This window comes from Nostoc sp. FACHB-152 (assembly GCF_014697475.1).
Classification (GTDB): domain Bacteria; phylum Cyanobacteriota; class Cyanobacteriia; order Cyanobacteriales; family Nostocaceae; genus Nostoc_B.
On record NZ_JACJRV010000004.1, the window covers coordinates 19505 to 38123 of the forward strand.

The following is an 18619-nucleotide window of genomic DNA, read 5'->3' on the forward strand; positions in this document are numbered from 1 at the left end:
ACCTAATTCCCGTAACTTTGCAGCTAATCTATCAACTTGTTGGTTTTCCTGCTCTACGGGAGTAGGAACCAAATTTCCAAAGTATTAAATAGCTTGTGTTAATTATGCTGAATACAATTAAGCAACTCTAATTTTTTTATATTTTTGCGGAGAGGCTTTGAACAAATTATTAATTAGAACACCTATAGACCACATATATGCGGAAGAAGCTACTCTTCCTTGTACACCATCTTCGATGAGTTTTTCTATCTGATAACTCTTCTTAATACCTGTTTTACAGAAAAAAGCAAAGTGTTCACAATTGTTTTCAAAAAGATGGTATTCTCCTTTTCCTATAAAATTTTCAGCCCTTTGTATAACTAAATCAGGTAGATCATAAGGAATCCCAAGAACATCATAATTTAGTGCATATACTTCTTTTTGACTTTTTACGTTTCCTGCTGCAAATGAAACTAAAGAAGTCTTTGTAATAACAAAAGTATTTTTTTTATTCTTATTCCCTGCAAAGTGTATGACTGTACCGTTACCGCAATCAATACCATGATGAGTATGGGTAGGAATAATAGAATTACCACACCAAACAAAAATGTGATCACCTTTAGCCATAGGAAAACTAACAAATAGCTAGATTTATTACTATTTGTAGTATTCCCAAAAAATAATCACAGATAACCTATCTTAAGTTTAAAAATAAAATAGGTATTTATTAGGTAATTTACTCAACAGTCTTAACCTTTGGTGGCAAAAGATAAATTAATCCAGAGATTAAAGTTAAAGCAACAGAAATCCAAAAAGCAATTAACGATGCAGTTTCCCATTGGGATGATAAAGGTGCAATCAAAAGCGCGATCGCTACTATTTGACTAACAGTTTTGAGTTTACCCCAAATATTCGCCCCGGAAATCGTCGCTTGATTAACCCGCCAACCAGCGATCGCTAATTCCCGCGCTAAAATCAAAAACACTCCCCAAGCTGGAACCTTCCCTAATTCAATCAACACCATCAACGGCGCAAGCACTAAGAACTTATCCACCAAAGGATCTAAAAACTTACCCAAATCACTAATTTGGTTGAGTTTCCGCGCTAAATATCCATCTAACCAGTCAGTTGATGCAGCAATCAAGAAAATTGTCAAACATATCCACCTAGCTTGCGGCGCAGGGTTATACAAACCGTACAGCAGAAACGGAACACCGAGAAGGCGAGAAAAAGTAATCCAGTTGGGTAAAGTCATGATTTGGTTTAGGAATTATTTATAATTTTAACCAATCAAATAATTGCCCTAATGTCAAATGTAAATCACTGACTAATTCGGGAACTGGCAATATATCTTGTTCGTTTTCTAAAAATATTATTTGCTCGTGAGGCGGATAAATTAAAACACAATATTCCTCTGGATCAATTAACCACCCTAAGCTAGTACCATGATTTAAACAATGTAAAATATTTTTGGTAAATTTGGTTGTACTTTGTTCAGGTGATAGGATTTCAATTGTCCAATCTGGGTATGTATTAAACACATTAGCGATATTGCCTGTTTCATCAACAGGAATTCGCTCCCAAGCAAATACCGCAATATCTGGAACAGTGGAACATCCGCCAAAGGTACAGCGTAACTCTAGAAAAGCTAAGGCTATTTTTTGAGGTTCTAATACACCATTAATTGTAGTTGCTAATTCACCTTGAAGCCTACTATGTTTACCTTGAGGCATAGGTTTTTGAAATATTTCACCATCGATATATTCACTGGCTGGTTTAGTTTCTGGTAATTGTAAAAATTCCTCTAAAGATATACGGCGAGGTGGTGTTTTAATCATAATATTTACCTGCTCGTATTTAAACTAATTTGGGGCGGGAAGATTAGACATAGTAAAAGAGGCGTTAGCGTCATTTACATGGCATGATCTGTATTTTGAGATCATCCAAACAATACTATGTCTGACAATATAAATTTTCGCATTGAACGCGATTCAATGGGCGATCGCCAAATTCCTAGTAGTGCTTATTACGGTATTCAAACTCTACGCGCTACCGAAAATTTCCCCATTAGCGGACTCAAACCTTTAAATACTTACGTAGATGCTTGCCTAGTCATCAAAAAAGCTACAGCAATTGTTAACGGTGAATTAGGTTGTATTTCCCAAGATATTAGTGAAGCAATTGTCAAAGCCACCGATGAAATTCTGGCGGGCGCGTTGCGCGACCAGTTTGTAGTTGATGTCTATCAAGCAGGTGCTGGAACTTCGCACCACATGAATGTTAACGAAGTTTTGGCAAACCGGGCGTTAGAAATTCTCGGTGACGAAAAGGGTAATTACAAACGGGTTAATCCTAATGACCATGTTAACTACGGGCAGTCTACTAATGATGTGATTCCCACAGCAATTAGAATTGGCGGTCTATTAGCACTTTCGCATACATTACACCCAGCTTTAGATAAAGCGATCGCCGCTTTAGAAAGCAAAGCGGTAGAATTTCAAAATGTCGTCAAATCTGGCAGAACCCATATGCAGGATGCTGTACCTGTGCGGTTGGGTGATACTTTTGGTGCTTGGGCGCACATCCTAACAGAACATCAAAACCGCATTTATACCGCTTCGGGAGACTTGATGGTGCTGGGTTTAGGCGGTAGCGCAGCTGGTACAGGCTTGAATACTCATCCTTTATATCGCGCCCGTGTGGTTGCGGTACTTTCAGAATTACTGAATATGCCTTTAGAACCTGCGCCTCACTTAATGGCAGCTATGCAGAGTATGTCCCCATTTGTCAGCGTTTCTGGGGCTTTACGCAACTTAGCACAGGATTTAGTCAAAATATCTCATGACTTGCGGTTGATGGACTCTGGGCCAAAAACTGGCTTGAAAGAAATTCAACTTCCGCCAGTCCAACCCGGTTCCTCGATTATGCCAGGGAAGTATAACCCAGTCATGGCAGAGATGACATCAATGGTGTGTTTTCAGGTAATGGGTTATGACAGTGCGATCGCATTTGCTGCCCAAGCAGGACAATTAGAATTAAACGTGATGATGCCGTTGATTGCCTATAACCTGATTCAGAGTATCGAAATTCTCGGCAATACTATCAGTGTGCTGACAGAACGCTGTATTCAGGGAATTACGGCTAACGAAGAGCGTTGTTTAGCCTACGCTGAAGGTAGTTTAGCCTTAGTAACCGCACTCAATACCCACATTGGATATTTAGCAGCTGCTGATGTCGCCAAAGAATCGTTGAAAACAGGTAAATCCTTACGGCAGATTGTTTTGGAAAAAGGGCTGATGACAGAAGCTGAACTCGCCAAAGTCTTAGATTTAGAACAAATGAGCAGTATTTTACCCCTCGCAACAGAATGAAAAAGAGGTTAGGGACTAGGATGAACTTTCTACTCTAGCCCTTAGTCCCTATTCTCTAGCCTCTATTGTCAAGCTAGTTTATAAATCAAATAGGATTGCTATATCTTTTATCTACCCATGCAAACACAAAAATCCTCTGTCAGCTTAATCAGGGCTACTTCTTACGAGAGAGAAGCTTTACGGGAATCTTTAATTACTTTGCTAGAACCCCTTGGCGGAATGGCAGCTTTTGTCAAACCAGGACAAAAAGTATTATTAAAGCCTAATCTCTTGACTAGCGCACGTCCGACAAAAGAATGTACTACCCGCGCTGAACTAGTTTATGAAGTTGCCAAGATGGTAATTGAAGCAGGTGGTAAACCATTTTTGGGAGATAGCCCAGCTTTTGGCAGTGCTAGAGGTGTAGCAATTGCTAATGGTTATCTACCATTAATCGAAGAACTCAATCTTTCAATCAGCGAATTTCACGGGAAGCGTTACCAAACAGTCAGCGAAAATTTCAATCATCTGCTACTTTGCAAAGAAGCAATGGAGGCGGATGTGATTATTAATTTGCCCAAAGTCAAATCACATATGCAGCTAACTTTAACATTGGGCGTGAAAAATTTGTTTGGTTGCGTTCCCGGTAAAATGAAAGCTTGGTGGCACATGGAAGCAGGGAAAGATGCTAACCGCTTTGGCGAAATGTTAGTAGAAACGGCTAAGGCAATTAACCCAGATTTAACTATTTTAGATGGCATTATTGGACATGAAGGTAATGGCCCTAGTGGTGGGGAACCGCGTGATTTAGGAGTTTTAGCCGCAGCAGCAGATGTATTTGCCTTAGATAGGGCAATGTTAGAAGTGTTGAATGTGCCACTGCATCAAGTCCCGACTGTTGCAGCTTCTCAAAGGTTAGGGGTTTGTGCTGAATTAGATGAAATCCAGTTTCCTAACTTGCATCCTGACTTATTAAAAATTCAAGATTGGCGTTTACCAGATAAGTTAATGCCAATTGATTTTGCTATGCCGCGCGTTATTAAGTCTACCTTTAGACACCTTTATATTCGATTTATCAAAGAACCAATGAGTGCCTATGGTAAAAGTTAGTTTATTTGACAATTTTGGTGAATAATTAAGTGCAAATGCTACAACAACTGCAAAATATGCACAGTAATCTATAAATACCCTCCGATTGCTTAACCAGGCCGTCCCTATATTAGGGACGGTTTTTTATTGGCTATGATTGATTTTTTTGATATTAAGTATAGTGCTTTACAGATTTAGTTAAAGTAATTAGTCATTAGGCATAGAGGTAGAATGTTGAGCGATCGCTAACGATAGCTACCAGCTATTTTTATTCTACCTAGATATAGATTGACAAAGCCCAAGTAATATTACATAACACTATTATGATAAATTAAAAACTCAATTTTTCAGCCAATTCAGTATGACTAATATCAAAGCTAGTAGATACCAGTGTATTTATTCGGAATGATTTTATGACCAAAAAATTACTGATTACTTATTTTTAGTAGCTCTTAATCAATTAGTTGGTAATATTAGTGAGATGAATTCAAGCCTGCATTGATTCAGTACTATTTCAGTATCCAGAGCCTTTGAGCAAAAGCATCTGAATGTCTAAAGCCAGTATTTACAGAATATTTACAGATGTTACAATAATAGCAAATTGCTCTCAATCAAGTTAACAATTAATCTAGGTGGGTAAGAAAAAATGTATTTTTCGATGCACTTTATTAACCATTGCTTAACCCAAAGATGACATATCTTAGCAAGGAAGCGTAACATAATTAACCACTTAATCAGTTCCGAAATGTTCACCAGGAACTTTGTATCAATATTGTCGGAGATAAGATTACTGTTATGACAGTAGTCCAAGTGGTTCAGATTTTTGCTTGCTACACAGTAGCCAGTAAAAAATCGCTAAAATAGTACTAACGCTCTCCTCCAGAGAAAAAAACTAATCAAGTGAGTTGAAGAATTTCAAATTTGTATGAATTCAAATAGCCAGTCTGCCAACCCAACCGATACATATTCCCATCGCTTGGCAGACATTGTGGGAACCGCGATCGCTCTGTTAACGTTAACCTTACCTGTGTTTGTTATTGCCCATTATTCTTCTAATCAAGTGCCAAGCAATCAGCAACCCCTGACATACGAACTGCACAGAAGCGCAGAGTAAAGAAGTAATGAGTAGCTAGTTGATGATCGTGAGTCAGCACTTTTATTAAGATTAACCTAGCTAGACGGCGGTGTGAGCAAAGCGGTAGTGGTGTTAAGAGCATCACTACCGCTTCGCTATTAAAGGCTGTTTCCATAAAACGGTATTAGTTTTAGTAACATAATTACATTAAAAGTTTATATGTCTTTACTTTCAATCACATAAATCAGGATAAAGCTTATTAATATGTCAAAAACTAATGACATATTCTTATCTAAATCACTGTAAAATTTAACCTTGAAATAAAACTCATAAAATAAAAATCAAAAGTCGGCAGTTACCATCACAAAATTTTAAAATAAAAATATTGGAGTGAGCATAATTCCAACCTAAACATACAAAGAACGATAGGACTGATATTTGAAAAAATCAGTAAACATTTCCTGTCCTTTTTTCTTTTCCCTGTTTGCCGTTCTCGCCCTATCGAGCTTCGCGTACCAAATAAGTATGTTCAGTAATCAAATCAAAATCCTATAGGTACAAACTATAAAAATTATCTGAAAATTCTGTCAATAGTCATTTTTATTTTCACAATAATTTTATTAGCCTATTTGCAAATTTAGCTCACTCAATTGACAAAGTAAACATGAGTATCATAAATGCCGATTACAACCTCATCAAAGTTATTTTTGATGGCATAAATACCTGCATTTACCATGCTTTCAATAAACCCGACCAAGCCTTAGTAATTATCAAAGCATTAAAAGCTGAGTATCCCACAATAGAACACATTGCACGTATCAGGCACGAGTATCAAATACTCCAATCTTTGCAAATAGCCGGAGTCATTCAACCTCTAGCTTTAGAAAACACCCAAAATGGTGTAGCACTGATTTTGCAGCATTTTGATGGCGAACTACTGCAACATATTATTAGCGCACACAATCTCCAATTAAACAATTTTCTGGACGTTGCGATTCAATTAGCCGCAACATTACATGAGTTACATCAAAATAATATTATTCATAAAGATATTCAACCTCAGAATATACTTATCAATCCCAACACCAATCAAATAAAAATTATCGACTTTAGTATTGCATCACGCCTATCTAGAGAAAATCACATTGTTAATAATCTCAATTTGCTTGAAGGTAGCCTAGCTTATATGTCACCTGAGCAAACTGGGAGAATGAACCGTTCAATAGACTATCGCACTGATTTTTACTCTTTAGGGGTCACGCTTTATGAAATGCTAACTAAAAAGCTGCCCTTTGTTGCAGATGACCCTTTAGAATTAATTCATGCTCACATTGCTAAAATCCCAATTTCACCTCACGCATTAAATCCCAAAATACCGTCAGCAATTTCTGATATTGTCATGAAGTTGTTAGCTAAAACTGCTGAAGAAAGGTATCAAAATGCTTTGGGATTAAAAGCTGATTTAGAAGTATGTTTACGACAATTACAAGCAACTGGCAAAGTTCAAAACTTTGTGATTGGACAACTTGATTTATCGAGCCAATTTCTTATCCCTCAAAAACTTTACGGTCGAGAACAAGAAGTTGCCAAATTGATGAATGCCTTTGAGAGAGTTAGCTCTGGTGCAACCCAGTTAATGCTAGTTAGTGGGTATTCTGGAATTGGCAAATCTTCATTAGTTCAGGAAGTTCATAAACCTATTATCCGCCAGCGTGGTTATTTTATTTCTGGAAAATTTGACCAGTATAAACGCAATATACCTTATGCATCAATAATTCAAGCTTTCCAAGAATTAATCCGGCAGCTATTAACAGAAAACACTGAAAAAATTACAACCTGGAAAACAAAAATATTAGCAGCGATCGGCGATAAAGGTCAAGTTATTATTGACGTTATTCCTGACGTTGAAAAAATCATTGGATCTCAGCCTGAAATACCACAACTAGGAATTAATGAAGCTCAAAACCGCTTTAATCGAATATTTCAACAATTTATTCATGTATTTTCTCAAGCCGAACATCCACTGGTAATTTTTTTGGATGACTTACAGTGGGCAGATGCAGCTTCTCTCAAATTAATTCAACTGCTGATTAGCGACCCTGGAAGTCAACATCTATTAATAATAGGAGCATATCGAGATAATGAGGTAAGTGCCAATCATCCATTAATATTAACTCTGGAAGAATTACAAAAATCTGAGGCAAATGTTGACAATATTGTTCTGCAAGCTTTAGATATTTGGCATATTAAACAATTAATTAATGATACACTTTATAGTCGCCCAGAACAGTCACAAGAATTAGCTGAATTATTCTTAAGAAAAACGCGAGGTAATCCATTTTTTGTAACTCAAATTCTTAAATCTTTACACCAGGAAAACTTACTGTCTTTTAATTTCGATACAGGGTGTTGGCAGTGGGATATTGAATTAATTAAAGATATTGGAATTACTGATAATGTTGTTGAGTTAATGGTTAATCAAATTCAAAAGCTACTACCAACAACACAAAAGGTATTAAAGCTAGCTGCTTGTATCGGTGATAAATTTAATTTAGACATTCTCAGTATTGTTAACCAAAAAACTTGCTCGGAAACAGCAAAAGAATTATGGGAAGCTTTACAAGTAGGTTTAATTTTACCGATAGACTCATCTTATAAAATACCTCTGGTATTTAATGAGCAGGTAGAAGAACAACAAGTAATTACATATAAGTTTCTACACGACCGTGTACAGCAAGCATCTTATCTTCTAATTCCAGCTATTGAAAAAAAAGAAACTCATCTTAAAATCGGACAATTGCTGCTCCAAAAAGCTTCAATAGAGGAGCAAAAAGAAAATGTATTTTATTTAGCAAATCACTTAAATTATGGCATCGATTTACTAACTTCAGAGCCAGAGAAATATGAACTAGCCCAACTCAACCTCATAGCCGGACAGAAGGCGAAAACAGCCGCAGCCTATGATTCCGCCATGCGTTATTTAAAAGAATGTTTGAGATTATTAACACCAAATAGCTGGCAAAATCATTACGAATTAACATTAGCAATTTATGAGTCAGCCGTAGAAGTAGCCTACCTCAACGGTGATTTTGAACAAATGGAGACATGGGCGGTGCTTGTACTACAGCAAGCAAAAATTCCACTCCACAAAATGAAAGTCTATGAGGTCAAAATTCAAGCTTGTATGGCGCAACTTAGACCCGTTGAAGCAGTCAAAATTGGTTTACAGGCATTAGAATTGCTAGGTATTAGGTTCCCAGAGTTGCCTAGCTCATCTGACATTCAGCAAGCTCTTAATCAAACTGCCACTAATTTAGCTACAAAAGAAATAGAAGACCTGATTAATTTACCGTTAATGGTAGATATAGACAAGCTAGCAGCCGTCAGGATGCTAACTAGTATGGGTTCCCCGACTTATCAAGCGGCTCCTGCATTGTTTCCACTAGTAGTTTGTGAATTGGTGAATTTATCTATCCATTATGGAAATGCACCTTTTTCAGCTTATGGTTATGTTTGTTATGCAGTAATTTTAAACAGCATCATTGAAGACACAGATTCAGCTTATAAATTTGGCAAATTAGCATTAAATTTAGTAGAAAAATTAAATATTTTAGAACTGAAGACAAGTATATTTTTTGTGGCTGCATCTTGTACGATGCATGGAAAAGTTCATGCTAGAGAAACTTTATTGCTTCTAGGTAATGCTTACTCTAGTGGGATGGAAAATGGACAATTTGAATATGGTTGCTATGCTGCTGCACACAAATGTCAGTATTTATATTTCATTGGTAAAGAATTACCAAAGTTAGAAAAAGAATTGGCGAATATCAGCGAGGTTATCGCTCAACTTAAACAGGAAAATGCCTTAAGTTGGAATAATATTTTTCATCAGTCAGTTATTAATTTAATCCAACCTGACGTAAATCCATTTTGTTTAGTAGGAAAAGCCTACGATGAAAATCAATCATTGCCGTTACTGCAAACCGCGAATGATAGAACTGCACTTCATTATTTTTACTTAAACAAACTTATTCTTTGTTATTTATTTGGCAAATACCAACAAGCAGCACAAAATGCAGTGCAAGCCCAACAGTATTTAGATGGAGTCAAAGCATTTTTAGATGTGCCAGTATTTCATTTCTACGATTCTTTAGCACAACTAGCAATTTATAAATCTACTTCAAATGAACAACAAAAGCATCTCTTGGAGAAAGTAACTAATAACCAAAAAAAAATGCAAATGTGGGCAAATAATGCTCCCATGAATTTTCTGCATAAATATGAGCTTGTAGAGGCAGAAAAAGCGCGAGTCTTAGGACATTATTGGCAAGCAATGGAACATTATGATCGAGCCATTGCTGGTGCTAAGGAACAAAATTATATCCAAGAAGAGGCTCTCGCTAATGAATTAGCAGCAAAGTTTTATTTTGATTGTGGAAGAGACAAAATAGCTCAGACTTATTTTATTGATGCTTACTATGGATATAGTAACTGGGGAGCAACGGCAAAGCTGAGAAACTTAGAAGTAAAATATCCGCAAATTTTTGCCCGGTTGTCAGTACAAAAAACGGAGAGCTTAGAAAGAAATCAACTTATCTCCTGTTTGAATTCCAGTATTAGTGGAGATTTTGATTTGACAACATTTATCAAAGCTTCTCAAGCACTATCTGGTGAAATTGTTTTTGATAAATTATTAGCTAAATTGATGCAAATTGTGCTGGAGAATGCTGGTGCAGAAACTGGGTTTTTGATTTTAGAGAGAGCAGGTAATTTATTTATAGAAGCTTCAGGAAGGTTTGGTAAGTATGACATCAAAATGCAGCAATCAATACCTGTAGAACTGAGTCAGCAATTACCTATATATATAATTAATTATGTACATCGGATGGGGGAAAATATTGTACTTAATGATGCTACCTGTGAGGGAGGATTTACAACTGATAGTTATATTGTTCAGCATCAACCCAAATCTGTTTTATGTAGCCCAATTATTCATCAAGGTAAGCTGATTGGCATTCTTTATTTAGAAAATAGATTGATTGCTGGAGCTTTTACACCAGAAAGATTAGAGATTTTACAACTTTTATCTTCACAAGCTGCAATTTCGTTAGAAAATGCTCGTCTTTATAATGATTTAGAAGAATATAATCGGACGTTAGAAATTAAAGTTAAAGAGCGCACTCTGCAATTAGAAGACAAGAATTTACAATTACAGCAAGAAATTGGCGATCGCCAAAAAGCTGAAGAAATAGCTGCATCTGCCAACCGTGCCAAGAGCGAATTTCTTGCTAATATGAGTCATGAACTCCGAACCCCTCTCAATGGGATTTTAGGTTATACTCAAATTTTCCAGACAGATGCATCTTTAACTGCTCAACAAAAGAATGGGATAAATATTATCCATCAGTGTGGTGAACATTTATTAACACTGATTAACGATATTTTAGATATCTCTAAAATAGAAGCTCGAAAAATGGAACTCTATCTACAAGAGTTTAATTTTCCAGCTTTTTTAGAAGGAGTAGTTGAGATTTGTCGAATTCGATCTGAACATAAAGGAATCAACTTAATTTATCAACCTTCATATCCACTACCTCAGCTAATTTATGCTGATGATAAACGCTTACGTCAAGTTTTAATTAATTTACTTAGCAATGCAGTTAAGTTTACAAAAAAAGGTAGTATTACTTTTAAAGTAGGCTACGTAAATCAAAATACAGACTGGATAATCAATGCCGGTAAAGCTGTAGATCAACTATCAAGCTCCAAAATTAGATTTCAAGTAGAAGATACAGGAATTGGGATTGATTCAGAGCAATTGGAGGAAATATTTTTACCTTTCAAGCAAGTAGGTGAACATAGCCTCAAGACAGAAGGAACTGGATTAGGATTGGCTATTAGCCGTCAATTGGTTCAAATGATGGGGAGTGAATTATATGTCAAAAGTGAATTAGGTAAAGGCAGTGTTTTTTGGTTAGATTTAGAATTACCTGAAGTTTTTCAAAACACAAATATTAATGTTAATGAACTTAACATTATTGGCTTTTTAGGCTCTAAACGTAAGATTATGGTGGTAGATGACAGATGGGAAAACCGCTCTGTATTAGTTAATATCTTAGAGCCTTTAGGGTTTGAACTTTTGGAAGCAACTGATGGTTTAGATTGTCTGCACAAAATTCCTAAATTTCAACCAGATTTGATTTTTATGGATTTGGTAATGACAGGAATGGATGGATTTGAAGCCACCCGTCGCCTGAGAGTGCTACAAAAGTTTAAGAAAGTGATAGTGGTTGCTGTCTCAGCTAGTGTATTTGAGTTTGATAAACAAGAAAGTCGCAAAGTAGGGTGCGATGATTTTTTACCAAAACCAATCCAAAAAGCAGAACTTTTAGAAAAGTTACAGGTTCACTTGGGATTGGAATGGGTGTACGAAGATAAAGGTAAGGTAAGAAAAATTAAGGACGAAAACAAAAGTCTCACAACTACTTTACACTTGACATCTCAGACTCCGATTGTGCCTCCTTCAGCAAGCGAACTGGCAATGTTGCTAGATTTGGCTATGCGAGGTGATTTAAAAAGCATTGCTGAACGAGCTGTAAAACTAGAAGAAATGGATGAGGATTTGCAACCTTTTGCTAGTCATTTATATCAACTGGCTAAAGGTTTTAAAGGGAAACAAATATTGGAGTTTCTCCAAAAATATTCTGAGGTTTTATGAAAAATGATTTTAATAAATCGAGTGTCATTTTAATTGTGGATGACACTCCCATCAATTTAGAAATGCTGTTTGATTTTTTAGGTAAAGCTGGATTTACAGTTTTAATTGCTGAAGACGGTGAAAGCGCGATCGCTAGAGCCGAATATGCCCCACCTGACTTAATATTATTAGATATCCTTATGCCGGGAATCGACGGTTTTGAAACCTGCCGTCAACTGAAAAATAGCGAATTAACTAAAGATATTCCAGTCATTTTCATGACTGCACTTTCGGAAATTGTAGATAAAGTCAAAGGTTTTGAACTGGGTGCAGTTGATTACCTGACTAAACCGCTTCAACACCAAGAAGTCTTAGCCAGAGTTCAACTCCATCTCAAGCTACGAACTCTCACCAAAACGCTGCAAGAGCAAAATTTACGCTTAGAAAGCGAAATTGCTGAACGTTTACGCGTTGAAGAGAAAATCCGCGAACAAGCTGCTTTGTTAGATATTACCAGTGATGCAATTATCGTTAAAGATTTTGACAATCAAATCTGTTTTTGGAACCAAGGGGCTGAGAATTTGTATGGCTGGAAAGCTACAGAAGTAACTGGTCAAGATATCAATCAGATCTTATATCCACCAGAAACCTTAACTCAAATTCAAAATATTTATGCAAGTATAGCTGAGTCTGGTTATTGGCATGGTGAACTGCATCAGCTGAATAAACAAGGGCAAGATATTATTGTGGCTAGCCGTTGGACTTTAATGCGCGATCGCAACAGTCAACCGCAATCAATATTAACAGTCAATACAGATATTACAGAAAAAAAATACTTAGAAAATCAAATTTTGCGGGCGCAACGTCTAGAAAGTATTGGTACTCTAGCTAGTGGCATCGCTCATGACCTCAACAATATACTGACTCCCATTTTGACAGCCGCACAACTGTTGCAACTCAAAATGCCTGATACTAATGAGCGCAATCAACAGATGTTGAAAACGATAGAAAATAATTCTAAACGTGGGGCGGCTTTGGTCAAGCAAGTCTTGCAGTTTGCGCGCGGAGTTGAGGGTCAGCGTAGCATTGTGCAAGTCAACCATCTGTTCTCAGAAATTCAGCAAATTGTCCGCGAAACCTTTCCGAAATCGATTGAATTAACAACGCATATTCCGCCAGGACTTTGGGCTGTCATCGGTGATGCAACGCACCTACATCAGTTAATGATGAACTTGGTAGTTAATGCGCGTGACGCTATGCCCGCAGGTGGTTATATCAAAATTTCTGCGGAAAATATCTTAATTGATGAACAGTATGCACGCATGAATCTGGAGGCGCGTGTGGGTGCTTATATTGTGATTTCTGTTGCCGATACAGGCGTGGGAATGTCCTCAGAGATTATCGATAGAATCTTCGAGCCATTTTTTACTACTAAAGAAATTGGCAAAGGTACAGGATTAGGACTGTCTACTGTTAGAGGTATCATCCAAAGTCATGGTGGATTTGTAACTGTGACTAGTCAAGTTAGCAGAGGTACAGAATTTAAAGTCTTCTTACCAGCAGTAGAGGTTGCAAAAACACCCCTAGGAGAAGAGATGGATTTACTCAAAGGTAATGGAGAGTTAATTTTAGTAGTCGATGATGAAAGCGGAATTTTAGAAACAACTCAAATTTCCCTAGAAGCTTACAACTACAGGGTAATGACAGCGAGCAATGGCATTGAAGCGATCGCGCTTTATGCTCAACACGAAGAAGAAATTAGCCTAGTATTAATGGATATGATGATGCCATCAATGGATGGTGCAACTGCCATTAAGACGCTGCAAAAAATGAATTCCCAGGTCAAAGTTGTGGCTGTGAGTGGTCTGAACGCTAGCGATAAACTGACTAAAATACCTGGAGTCAAAAAGTTTGTTCCTAAGCCATACACAACTAAAGAATTATTGCAGACTTTACACAGCATTCTGGTGCAAAAATCTAAAAATCCAAAGGGTGCTGTTAAGTAGAGACGTTGCATTGCAAAGTCTCTACAAGCTAGATGCAGTAAACTAAACAGGCTGGGGTTTGAGTAAATCTGTCTTCGTGACAAACTCATTAAACGGTGTAGGTAACTGCTGCGGTATAGCGATTTGAGAAGTTTGCAGTGGTAAGCGGGGGAAAAGTAACTCAGCGACGCGATAGGCTTCTTCTAAATGGGGATAGCCGGAGAATACGAAAGTATCAATCCCCAAATCGGCATATTCCAGCATTCTTGCTGCCACTGCGTCTGGATCTCCGACTAAGGCTGTACCAGCACCACCCCGTACTAAGCCCACACCAGACCATAAATTCGGGCTAATTTCTAAATTTTGACGGCTACCGTTGTGTAGCTGCGCCATCCGCCGTTGTCCTTCTGATTCCGACTGGGCGAAGCGTTTTTGAGCAGCTGCAATGGTTTCGTCATCTACATATTTAATCAGTTCGTTAGCTGCATCCCAAGCTTTTTGAGTAGTTTCCCGAACGATAACGTGCATCCGAATGCCGAAACGCACTGTTCTGCCTTGTTGGGCGGCTAATCGACGGACTTTACTAATTTTTTCAGCGACTTGTGCTGGTGGTTCACCCCAAGTTAAATACACATCAATATGTTTGGCTGCAACTTGCAAAGCCGCATCAGAAGAACCGCCAAAATATAAGGTAGGGTAAGGCTTTTGTACAGGAGGAAATTGCAGTTTTGCGCCCTCAACTTGCAGGTGACGACCATTAAAAGTTACCTCGTCACCTTGCATGAGCGATCGCCAAATTGTTAAAAATTCATCAGTCAGTTCATAACGCTCGTCATGGTCTAAGAAAATTCCATCTTTGGCTAATTCTTTAGAGTCGCCACCAGTCACCACATTCAGAATAATCCTACCGTTAGAAAGTTGGTCAAAGGTAGCAGCCATCCTCACAGCTAATGAAGGTGACATAATCGCTGGACGAAACGCAACTAAAAACCGCAAGCGTTGTGTAACTGGAATCAAAGAAGCAGCAACAATCCAAGTATCCTGCTTTTGCCCAGTCCCAATCAACATCCCGCCGTAGCCCAATTTATCTACAGCTTGGGCAATTTGCTGCATATAGGCATAATTGGCTTGTCGTCTGCCAATTTTTGTGCCTAAATATCTTTCATCTCCTTGAGTTGGCAAATACCAAAATATTTCCATAATTTTATCTCTGGCTAATCGTTTTCGGAGTTATCGCTGCATATTGTTCAGTAGTTAACATTGCTTCTTTTACATCAATGCGTTTAGGAATTACTTTTTCTTGAGCAAATAAATCGGCTATTTTTTGTTGACCTTCCATGATTTCTGGCGTGATTGGTCTTAAACCATAAGTTCGCCTTTTAATCATAGTGGACAAAATATCTTGATCCAATTTGAGGTGAGGAGCAGTCAATTTCACAACTTCGTCTGTGTTTTGTTCAGCCCATTTCCCGACATTATTTATTTCTTCTAGAATTACTCGCACTAGCTCTGGATTTTCTGTAGCAAATTTACGCGATGCCATGTAATATCCACCTTGAGTAGCAATGCCGCTAGCATCTCTTAAAACTCTGGCATTCGCTACTTTTTGGGCTGATGCTAAATAAGGATCCCAAGTTACCCAAGCTTCTATTTTGCCTTGAATAAATGCGGCACGAGCCTCTGTAGGTGGCAAGCTAATCGCTTGAATGTCACTATATTTCAACCCACCTTCTTCTAAAGCTTTAATTAACAGATAATGTGAGGCAGAACCCTTTTGAAATACTACTTTTTTACCTTTGAGGTCAGCTAAAGTTTTAATTGGAGAATTATTTTGGACTACAATGCCACTGCCTTGACCAGTGCTGGGTTTGTTGCTTGCAATATATACTAACTCTGTGCCAGCAGCTTGAGCAAATATTGGTGGAGTTTCCCCAACAGAACCAATATCAACTCTACCCACATTCATCGCTTCCATCAATTGTGGCCCAGCAGCAAACTGCGCCCAATCTACAGTAACCCCTAAAGGTTGTAATCGCTTTTCTAATACTCCTCTCAGCCTGACTAAATCACCAGAGCTTTGATAGCCCATATGCACAACTTTGGCTGTAAAACCTGTAGTTTTATTCTCTGCTTTTGGCGTATCAACTGAGCAACTAACTAAGGTAGTAGAAAGAGTAAATAATCCCGGAACTATGAACAGGGAAAAACGACGAAAAATATTAATTTTTGTTTGGTTGATAAATGCAGTCATTTGATTAAGGCTAGACAGGACAAATTTAAGCCAGTGGCAACTGACTTAAGAGGTTTATACAAAAATGAATTTTGGGATAATTAATGTTGCTAATTTTGTTTAAGTAAAGCTTGGTAATTAGTAGTTAATTAATAATTACTAATTACCAAAACAATGATGCAGAGGTTGTTGAGTTAGGGAGGAGTTAGCAAAACAAAATTGTGATTTAAACTGGCTGTAATTGCAGATTTTTTTGGAATAGTTCTAAAACATGGTTCCACGCATCAGCCGCCGCTTCGGGATTATAGCTAGCGCGATGGTTACAGAAAAAGCCATGTTCTGCGCCAGAATAACGGAAGATTGTATGGGGAATTCGATGTTTCTTTAATTCGGCTTCTATTTGTTCGGTTTGTTCTAAAGAAATACCTTTATCTTCCGTACCAAAGAACGCGTAGATGGGGCCTTTGATATCTGGAGTGCGGGTAATTGTAGGTTCTCCACCGCCAGGAGTTGAGGTAGGAATCCCACCACCGTAGAATGATGCTGTCGCTTTAATATCTGGTAAGGTGGCAGCTAGATAAACAACATGACCACCAAAACAGAAGCCGATAGAACCGAACGCATCCCCTTGAACATTTGGTAAAGTTCGCAAATAAGCGATCGCTGCTTGAATATCGCTTAATATCTCTTCAGCTTTGGTCTGATCTTTGGCAGCGCGACCGCGTTGAATATCGTCGGGAGTATAGCCAGCCTCAAAACCAGGGGCGGTACGTTGAAATAATGCTGGTGCGATCGCAACATATCCCTCTTTGGCTAGTCTTTCCGTAACTTCCCGAATGTGGATGTTGACCCCAAAGATTTCTTGAATCACAATTACCGCCGGAAATTTCCCTTGTTTTGCAGGTTCGGCTAGGTAAGCGTCAATCTGCAAATCTCCATTTGGGACTTTAACTTGATTAGTACGAATTCCTGTGTTTGTCATCTTAAGGATTAGTCCGCAATTCCTTTGAGGACAGGATTTTTTTATGGTGTGCTTTGCTAAATACAACTAAATCTTTACCGATTTACCGTATTTTAAAAGTAGTATTTCACAAACATCATGCAATAGCAAGACCCTTGTAAGCTATTAAACATTTAATTTGCAGTTTAGACCGCAGGGGGAGCAGAGGAGCATGATTTGTATCTTTAAATTAGGAGAAATAGTATTAAATCTCACAGGTATGGGTTTTCTACAAATAGTTACTGAAACAAGAGTCCTCTATACTCATCTACCTTCCCTTGCCCTCCTGCTCCTCTGCTCCCCTGCCTTCTTCATCCCCACCCCTCCCTGACGTTCACATTTAAAACCTTGACGCTGCCAAGCTTCCATATCCACATCAGTCAGCTTGGTGATATGTGAGCATTGCGGTTGGCTAACTTGACTTAAAACTGCCCAAATCAAACTGCGTGCAATATCAAATCCAGTCTTCCATCCAAATTCACGATTACCAGGCCGGCCTTTTTCTTGCACAACCTCTGGTTCTATCCAAATGCCATGCGCGCCGAAAAGAATCTGCGCCATCCATTTCGCTCGCGGAAAGTGAGATGGAGAACTAATCAGCTTGACCTTATGTACTCCCCAACGCCGCAGAATCGGAATTCCATAGTAAAAGTTATCAAAGGTTGAATCCGCGCAATTTTCTAACCAAACATTTTGTAATGCGGCTGCTTCTCGTTGAAAAATTAACCATATACAGGGGTCGGGCGAACCGCTAGAAATTAAGATTGGGATTTGTGGATTTTGTTTTGTTTGTTGGGCAACGTAGATTTCACGGCGAATACTGCCACCCAGTACAAATAAAGCATCGACGGGTCTAGACGATGCAGAAACTAAGGTTATAGTGGTGAAAATAAGCCAGCAGCCAAACAGCAAGCATAAAATTCGGGAAACTTTTTGTAACAATTGCCACCATTTGAGCAATCGACGTTCAGAGAAAATTGACGAAATATGAGTAAATTTATGTGTCATGAGATAGCTAAAAAAAGCTGAATTAAATAACGGCAAAAATACCTGCAACCAAGCCAGCAAAATGCTATCTTATAAAATTAATATAGGGTGTAAATAGGACACAGTTAAAAGTGTCACAATAACTATACAGTATTAGATTTTGCTGCTAAACAACTTAACAAGTGTATAAATGCCTTGTTAGTGTAGCAAGGCAAAATTCTGAGGAG

12 protein-coding genes are annotated in these 18619 nt (G+C 38.0%); 5 read left to right on the forward strand and 7 right to left on the reverse strand.

The window, feature by feature from the left end; genetic code table 11:
- Nucleotides 1–117 precede the first annotated feature (117 nt).
- The 3 genes from H6G76_RS05325 to H6G76_RS05335 all read right to left on the reverse strand — a co-directional run bounded on the left by H6G76_RS05325 (nt 118) and on the right by H6G76_RS05335 (nt 1817).
- Nucleotides 118–606, reverse strand: a complete 489-nt coding sequence (locus H6G76_RS05325) for a lecithin retinol acyltransferase family protein (protein ID WP_190696523.1) — start codon at nt 604–606, stop codon at nt 118–120.
- Between the two features lie 109 nt (nt 607–715).
- Entirely contained in the window at nt 716–1234 is a 519-nt protein-coding gene (gene pgsA / locus H6G76_RS05330; RefSeq protein WP_190696527.1) for a CDP-diacylglycerol--glycerol-3-phosphate 3-phosphatidyltransferase, read from the reverse strand.
- Nucleotides 1235–1253: 19 nt separating this feature from the next.
- Entirely contained in the window at nt 1254–1817 is a 564-nt protein-coding gene (locus H6G76_RS05335; RefSeq protein WP_190696530.1) for a Uma2 family endonuclease, read from the reverse strand.
- Between the two features lie 117 nt (nt 1818–1934).
- Here H6G76_RS05335 and H6G76_RS05340 point away from each other — a divergent pair, with 117 nt between their 5' ends.
- The 5 genes from H6G76_RS05340 (at nt 1935) to H6G76_RS05360 (ending at nt 14196) form a co-directional block, all read left to right on the forward strand.
- A complete protein-coding gene (locus H6G76_RS05340) occupies nt 1935–3350 on the forward strand; it encodes an aspartate ammonia-lyase (protein WP_190696533.1) in 1416 nt (471 codons plus the stop codon).
- Between the two features lie 117 nt (nt 3351–3467).
- Nucleotides 3468–4439, forward strand: a complete 972-nt coding sequence (locus H6G76_RS05345) for a DUF362 domain-containing protein (RefSeq protein WP_190696535.1) — start codon at nt 3468–3470, stop codon at nt 4437–4439.
- 904 nt (nt 4440–5343) lie between these two features.
- Nucleotides 5344–5532: a hypothetical protein gene (locus tag H6G76_RS05350; RefSeq protein WP_190696543.1), complete on the forward strand. Its 189-nt coding sequence runs from the start codon at nt 5344–5346 to the stop codon at nt 5530–5532.
- 625 nt (nt 5533–6157) lie between these two features.
- A complete protein-coding gene (locus tag H6G76_RS05355; protein WP_190696545.1) occupies nt 6158–12211 on the forward strand; it encodes a hybrid sensor histidine kinase/response regulator in 6054 nt (2017 codons plus the stop codon).
- Nucleotides 12208–14196, forward strand: coding sequence for a response regulator (locus tag H6G76_RS05360; protein ID WP_190696546.1), 1989 nt, complete (start codon nt 12208–12210; stop codon nt 14194–14196). Before H6G76_RS05355 ends, H6G76_RS05360 begins: the two co-directional genes overlap by 4 nt.
- Before the next feature lie 42 nt (nt 14197–14238).
- On the opposite strand, the gene ssuD is transcribed toward H6G76_RS05360, so the two are convergent.
- From ssuD to H6G76_RS05380, 4 genes are all read right to left on the reverse strand, one after another.
- On the reverse strand, nt 14239–15375 hold the full coding sequence (ssuD, locus tag H6G76_RS05365) for an FMNH2-dependent alkanesulfonate monooxygenase (RefSeq protein WP_190696547.1): 1137 nt from the start codon (nt 15373–15375) through the stop codon (nt 14239–14241).
- A gap of 4 nt (nt 15376–15379) precedes the next feature.
- Nucleotides 15380–16426 carry a sulfonate ABC transporter substrate-binding protein gene (locus H6G76_RS05370; protein ID WP_190696548.1) on the reverse strand — a complete coding sequence of 349 codons (1047 nt, stop codon included), beginning with the start codon at nt 16424–16426 and terminating at the stop codon, nt 15380–15382.
- A 205-nt stretch (nt 16427–16631) separates the two neighbouring features.
- A complete protein-coding gene (locus H6G76_RS05375) occupies nt 16632–17387 on the reverse strand; it encodes a dienelactone hydrolase family protein (protein WP_190696549.1) in 756 nt (251 codons plus the stop codon).
- A 282-nt stretch (nt 17388–17669) separates the two neighbouring features.
- Nucleotides 17670–18413, reverse strand: coding sequence for a YdcF family protein (locus tag H6G76_RS05380; RefSeq protein ID WP_190696550.1), 744 nt, complete (start codon nt 18411–18413; stop codon nt 17670–17672).
- Nucleotides 18414–18619 lie beyond the last annotated feature (206 nt).

What these genes read in the sequence shown, in the direction of transcription:
- H6G76_RS05370 (WP_190696548.1), bottom strand. Translation starts at nt 16,426, where the DNA reads ATGACTGCATTTATCAACCAAACAAAAATTAATATTTTTCGTCGTTTT.
- H6G76_RS05360 (WP_190696546.1), top strand. Translation starts at nt 12,208, where the DNA reads ATGAAAAATGATTTTAATAAATCGAGTGTCATTTTAATTGTGGATGAC.
- pgsA (WP_190696527.1), bottom strand. Translation starts at nt 1,234, where the DNA reads ATGACTTTACCCAACTGGATTACTTTTTCTCGCCTTCTCGGTGTTCCG.
- H6G76_RS05325 (WP_190696523.1), bottom strand. Translation starts at nt 606, where the DNA reads ATGGCTAAAGGTGATCACATTTTTGTTTGGTGTGGTAATTCTATTATT.
- H6G76_RS05350 (WP_190696543.1), top strand. Translation starts at nt 5,344, where the DNA reads ATGAATTCAAATAGCCAGTCTGCCAACCCAACCGATACATATTCCCAT.
- H6G76_RS05355 (WP_190696545.1), top strand. Translation starts at nt 6,158, where the DNA reads ATGAGTATCATAAATGCCGATTACAACCTCATCAAAGTTATTTTTGAT.
- ssuD (WP_190696547.1), bottom strand. Translation starts at nt 15,375, where the DNA reads ATGGAAATATTTTGGTATTTGCCAACTCAAGGAGATGAAAGATATTTA.
- H6G76_RS05340 (WP_190696533.1), top strand. Translation starts at nt 1,935, where the DNA reads ATGTCTGACAATATAAATTTTCGCATTGAACGCGATTCAATGGGCGAT.
- H6G76_RS05345 (WP_190696535.1), top strand. Translation starts at nt 3,468, where the DNA reads ATGCAAACACAAAAATCCTCTGTCAGCTTAATCAGGGCTACTTCTTAC.
- H6G76_RS05375 (WP_190696549.1), bottom strand. Translation starts at nt 17,387, where the DNA reads ATGACAAACACAGGAATTCGTACTAATCAAGTTAAAGTCCCAAATGGA.
- H6G76_RS05335 (WP_190696530.1), bottom strand. Translation starts at nt 1,817, where the DNA reads ATGATTAAAACACCACCTCGCCGTATATCTTTAGAGGAATTTTTACAA.
- H6G76_RS05380 (WP_190696550.1), bottom strand. Translation starts at nt 18,413, where the DNA reads ATGACACATAAATTTACTCATATTTCGTCAATTTTCTCTGAACGTCGA.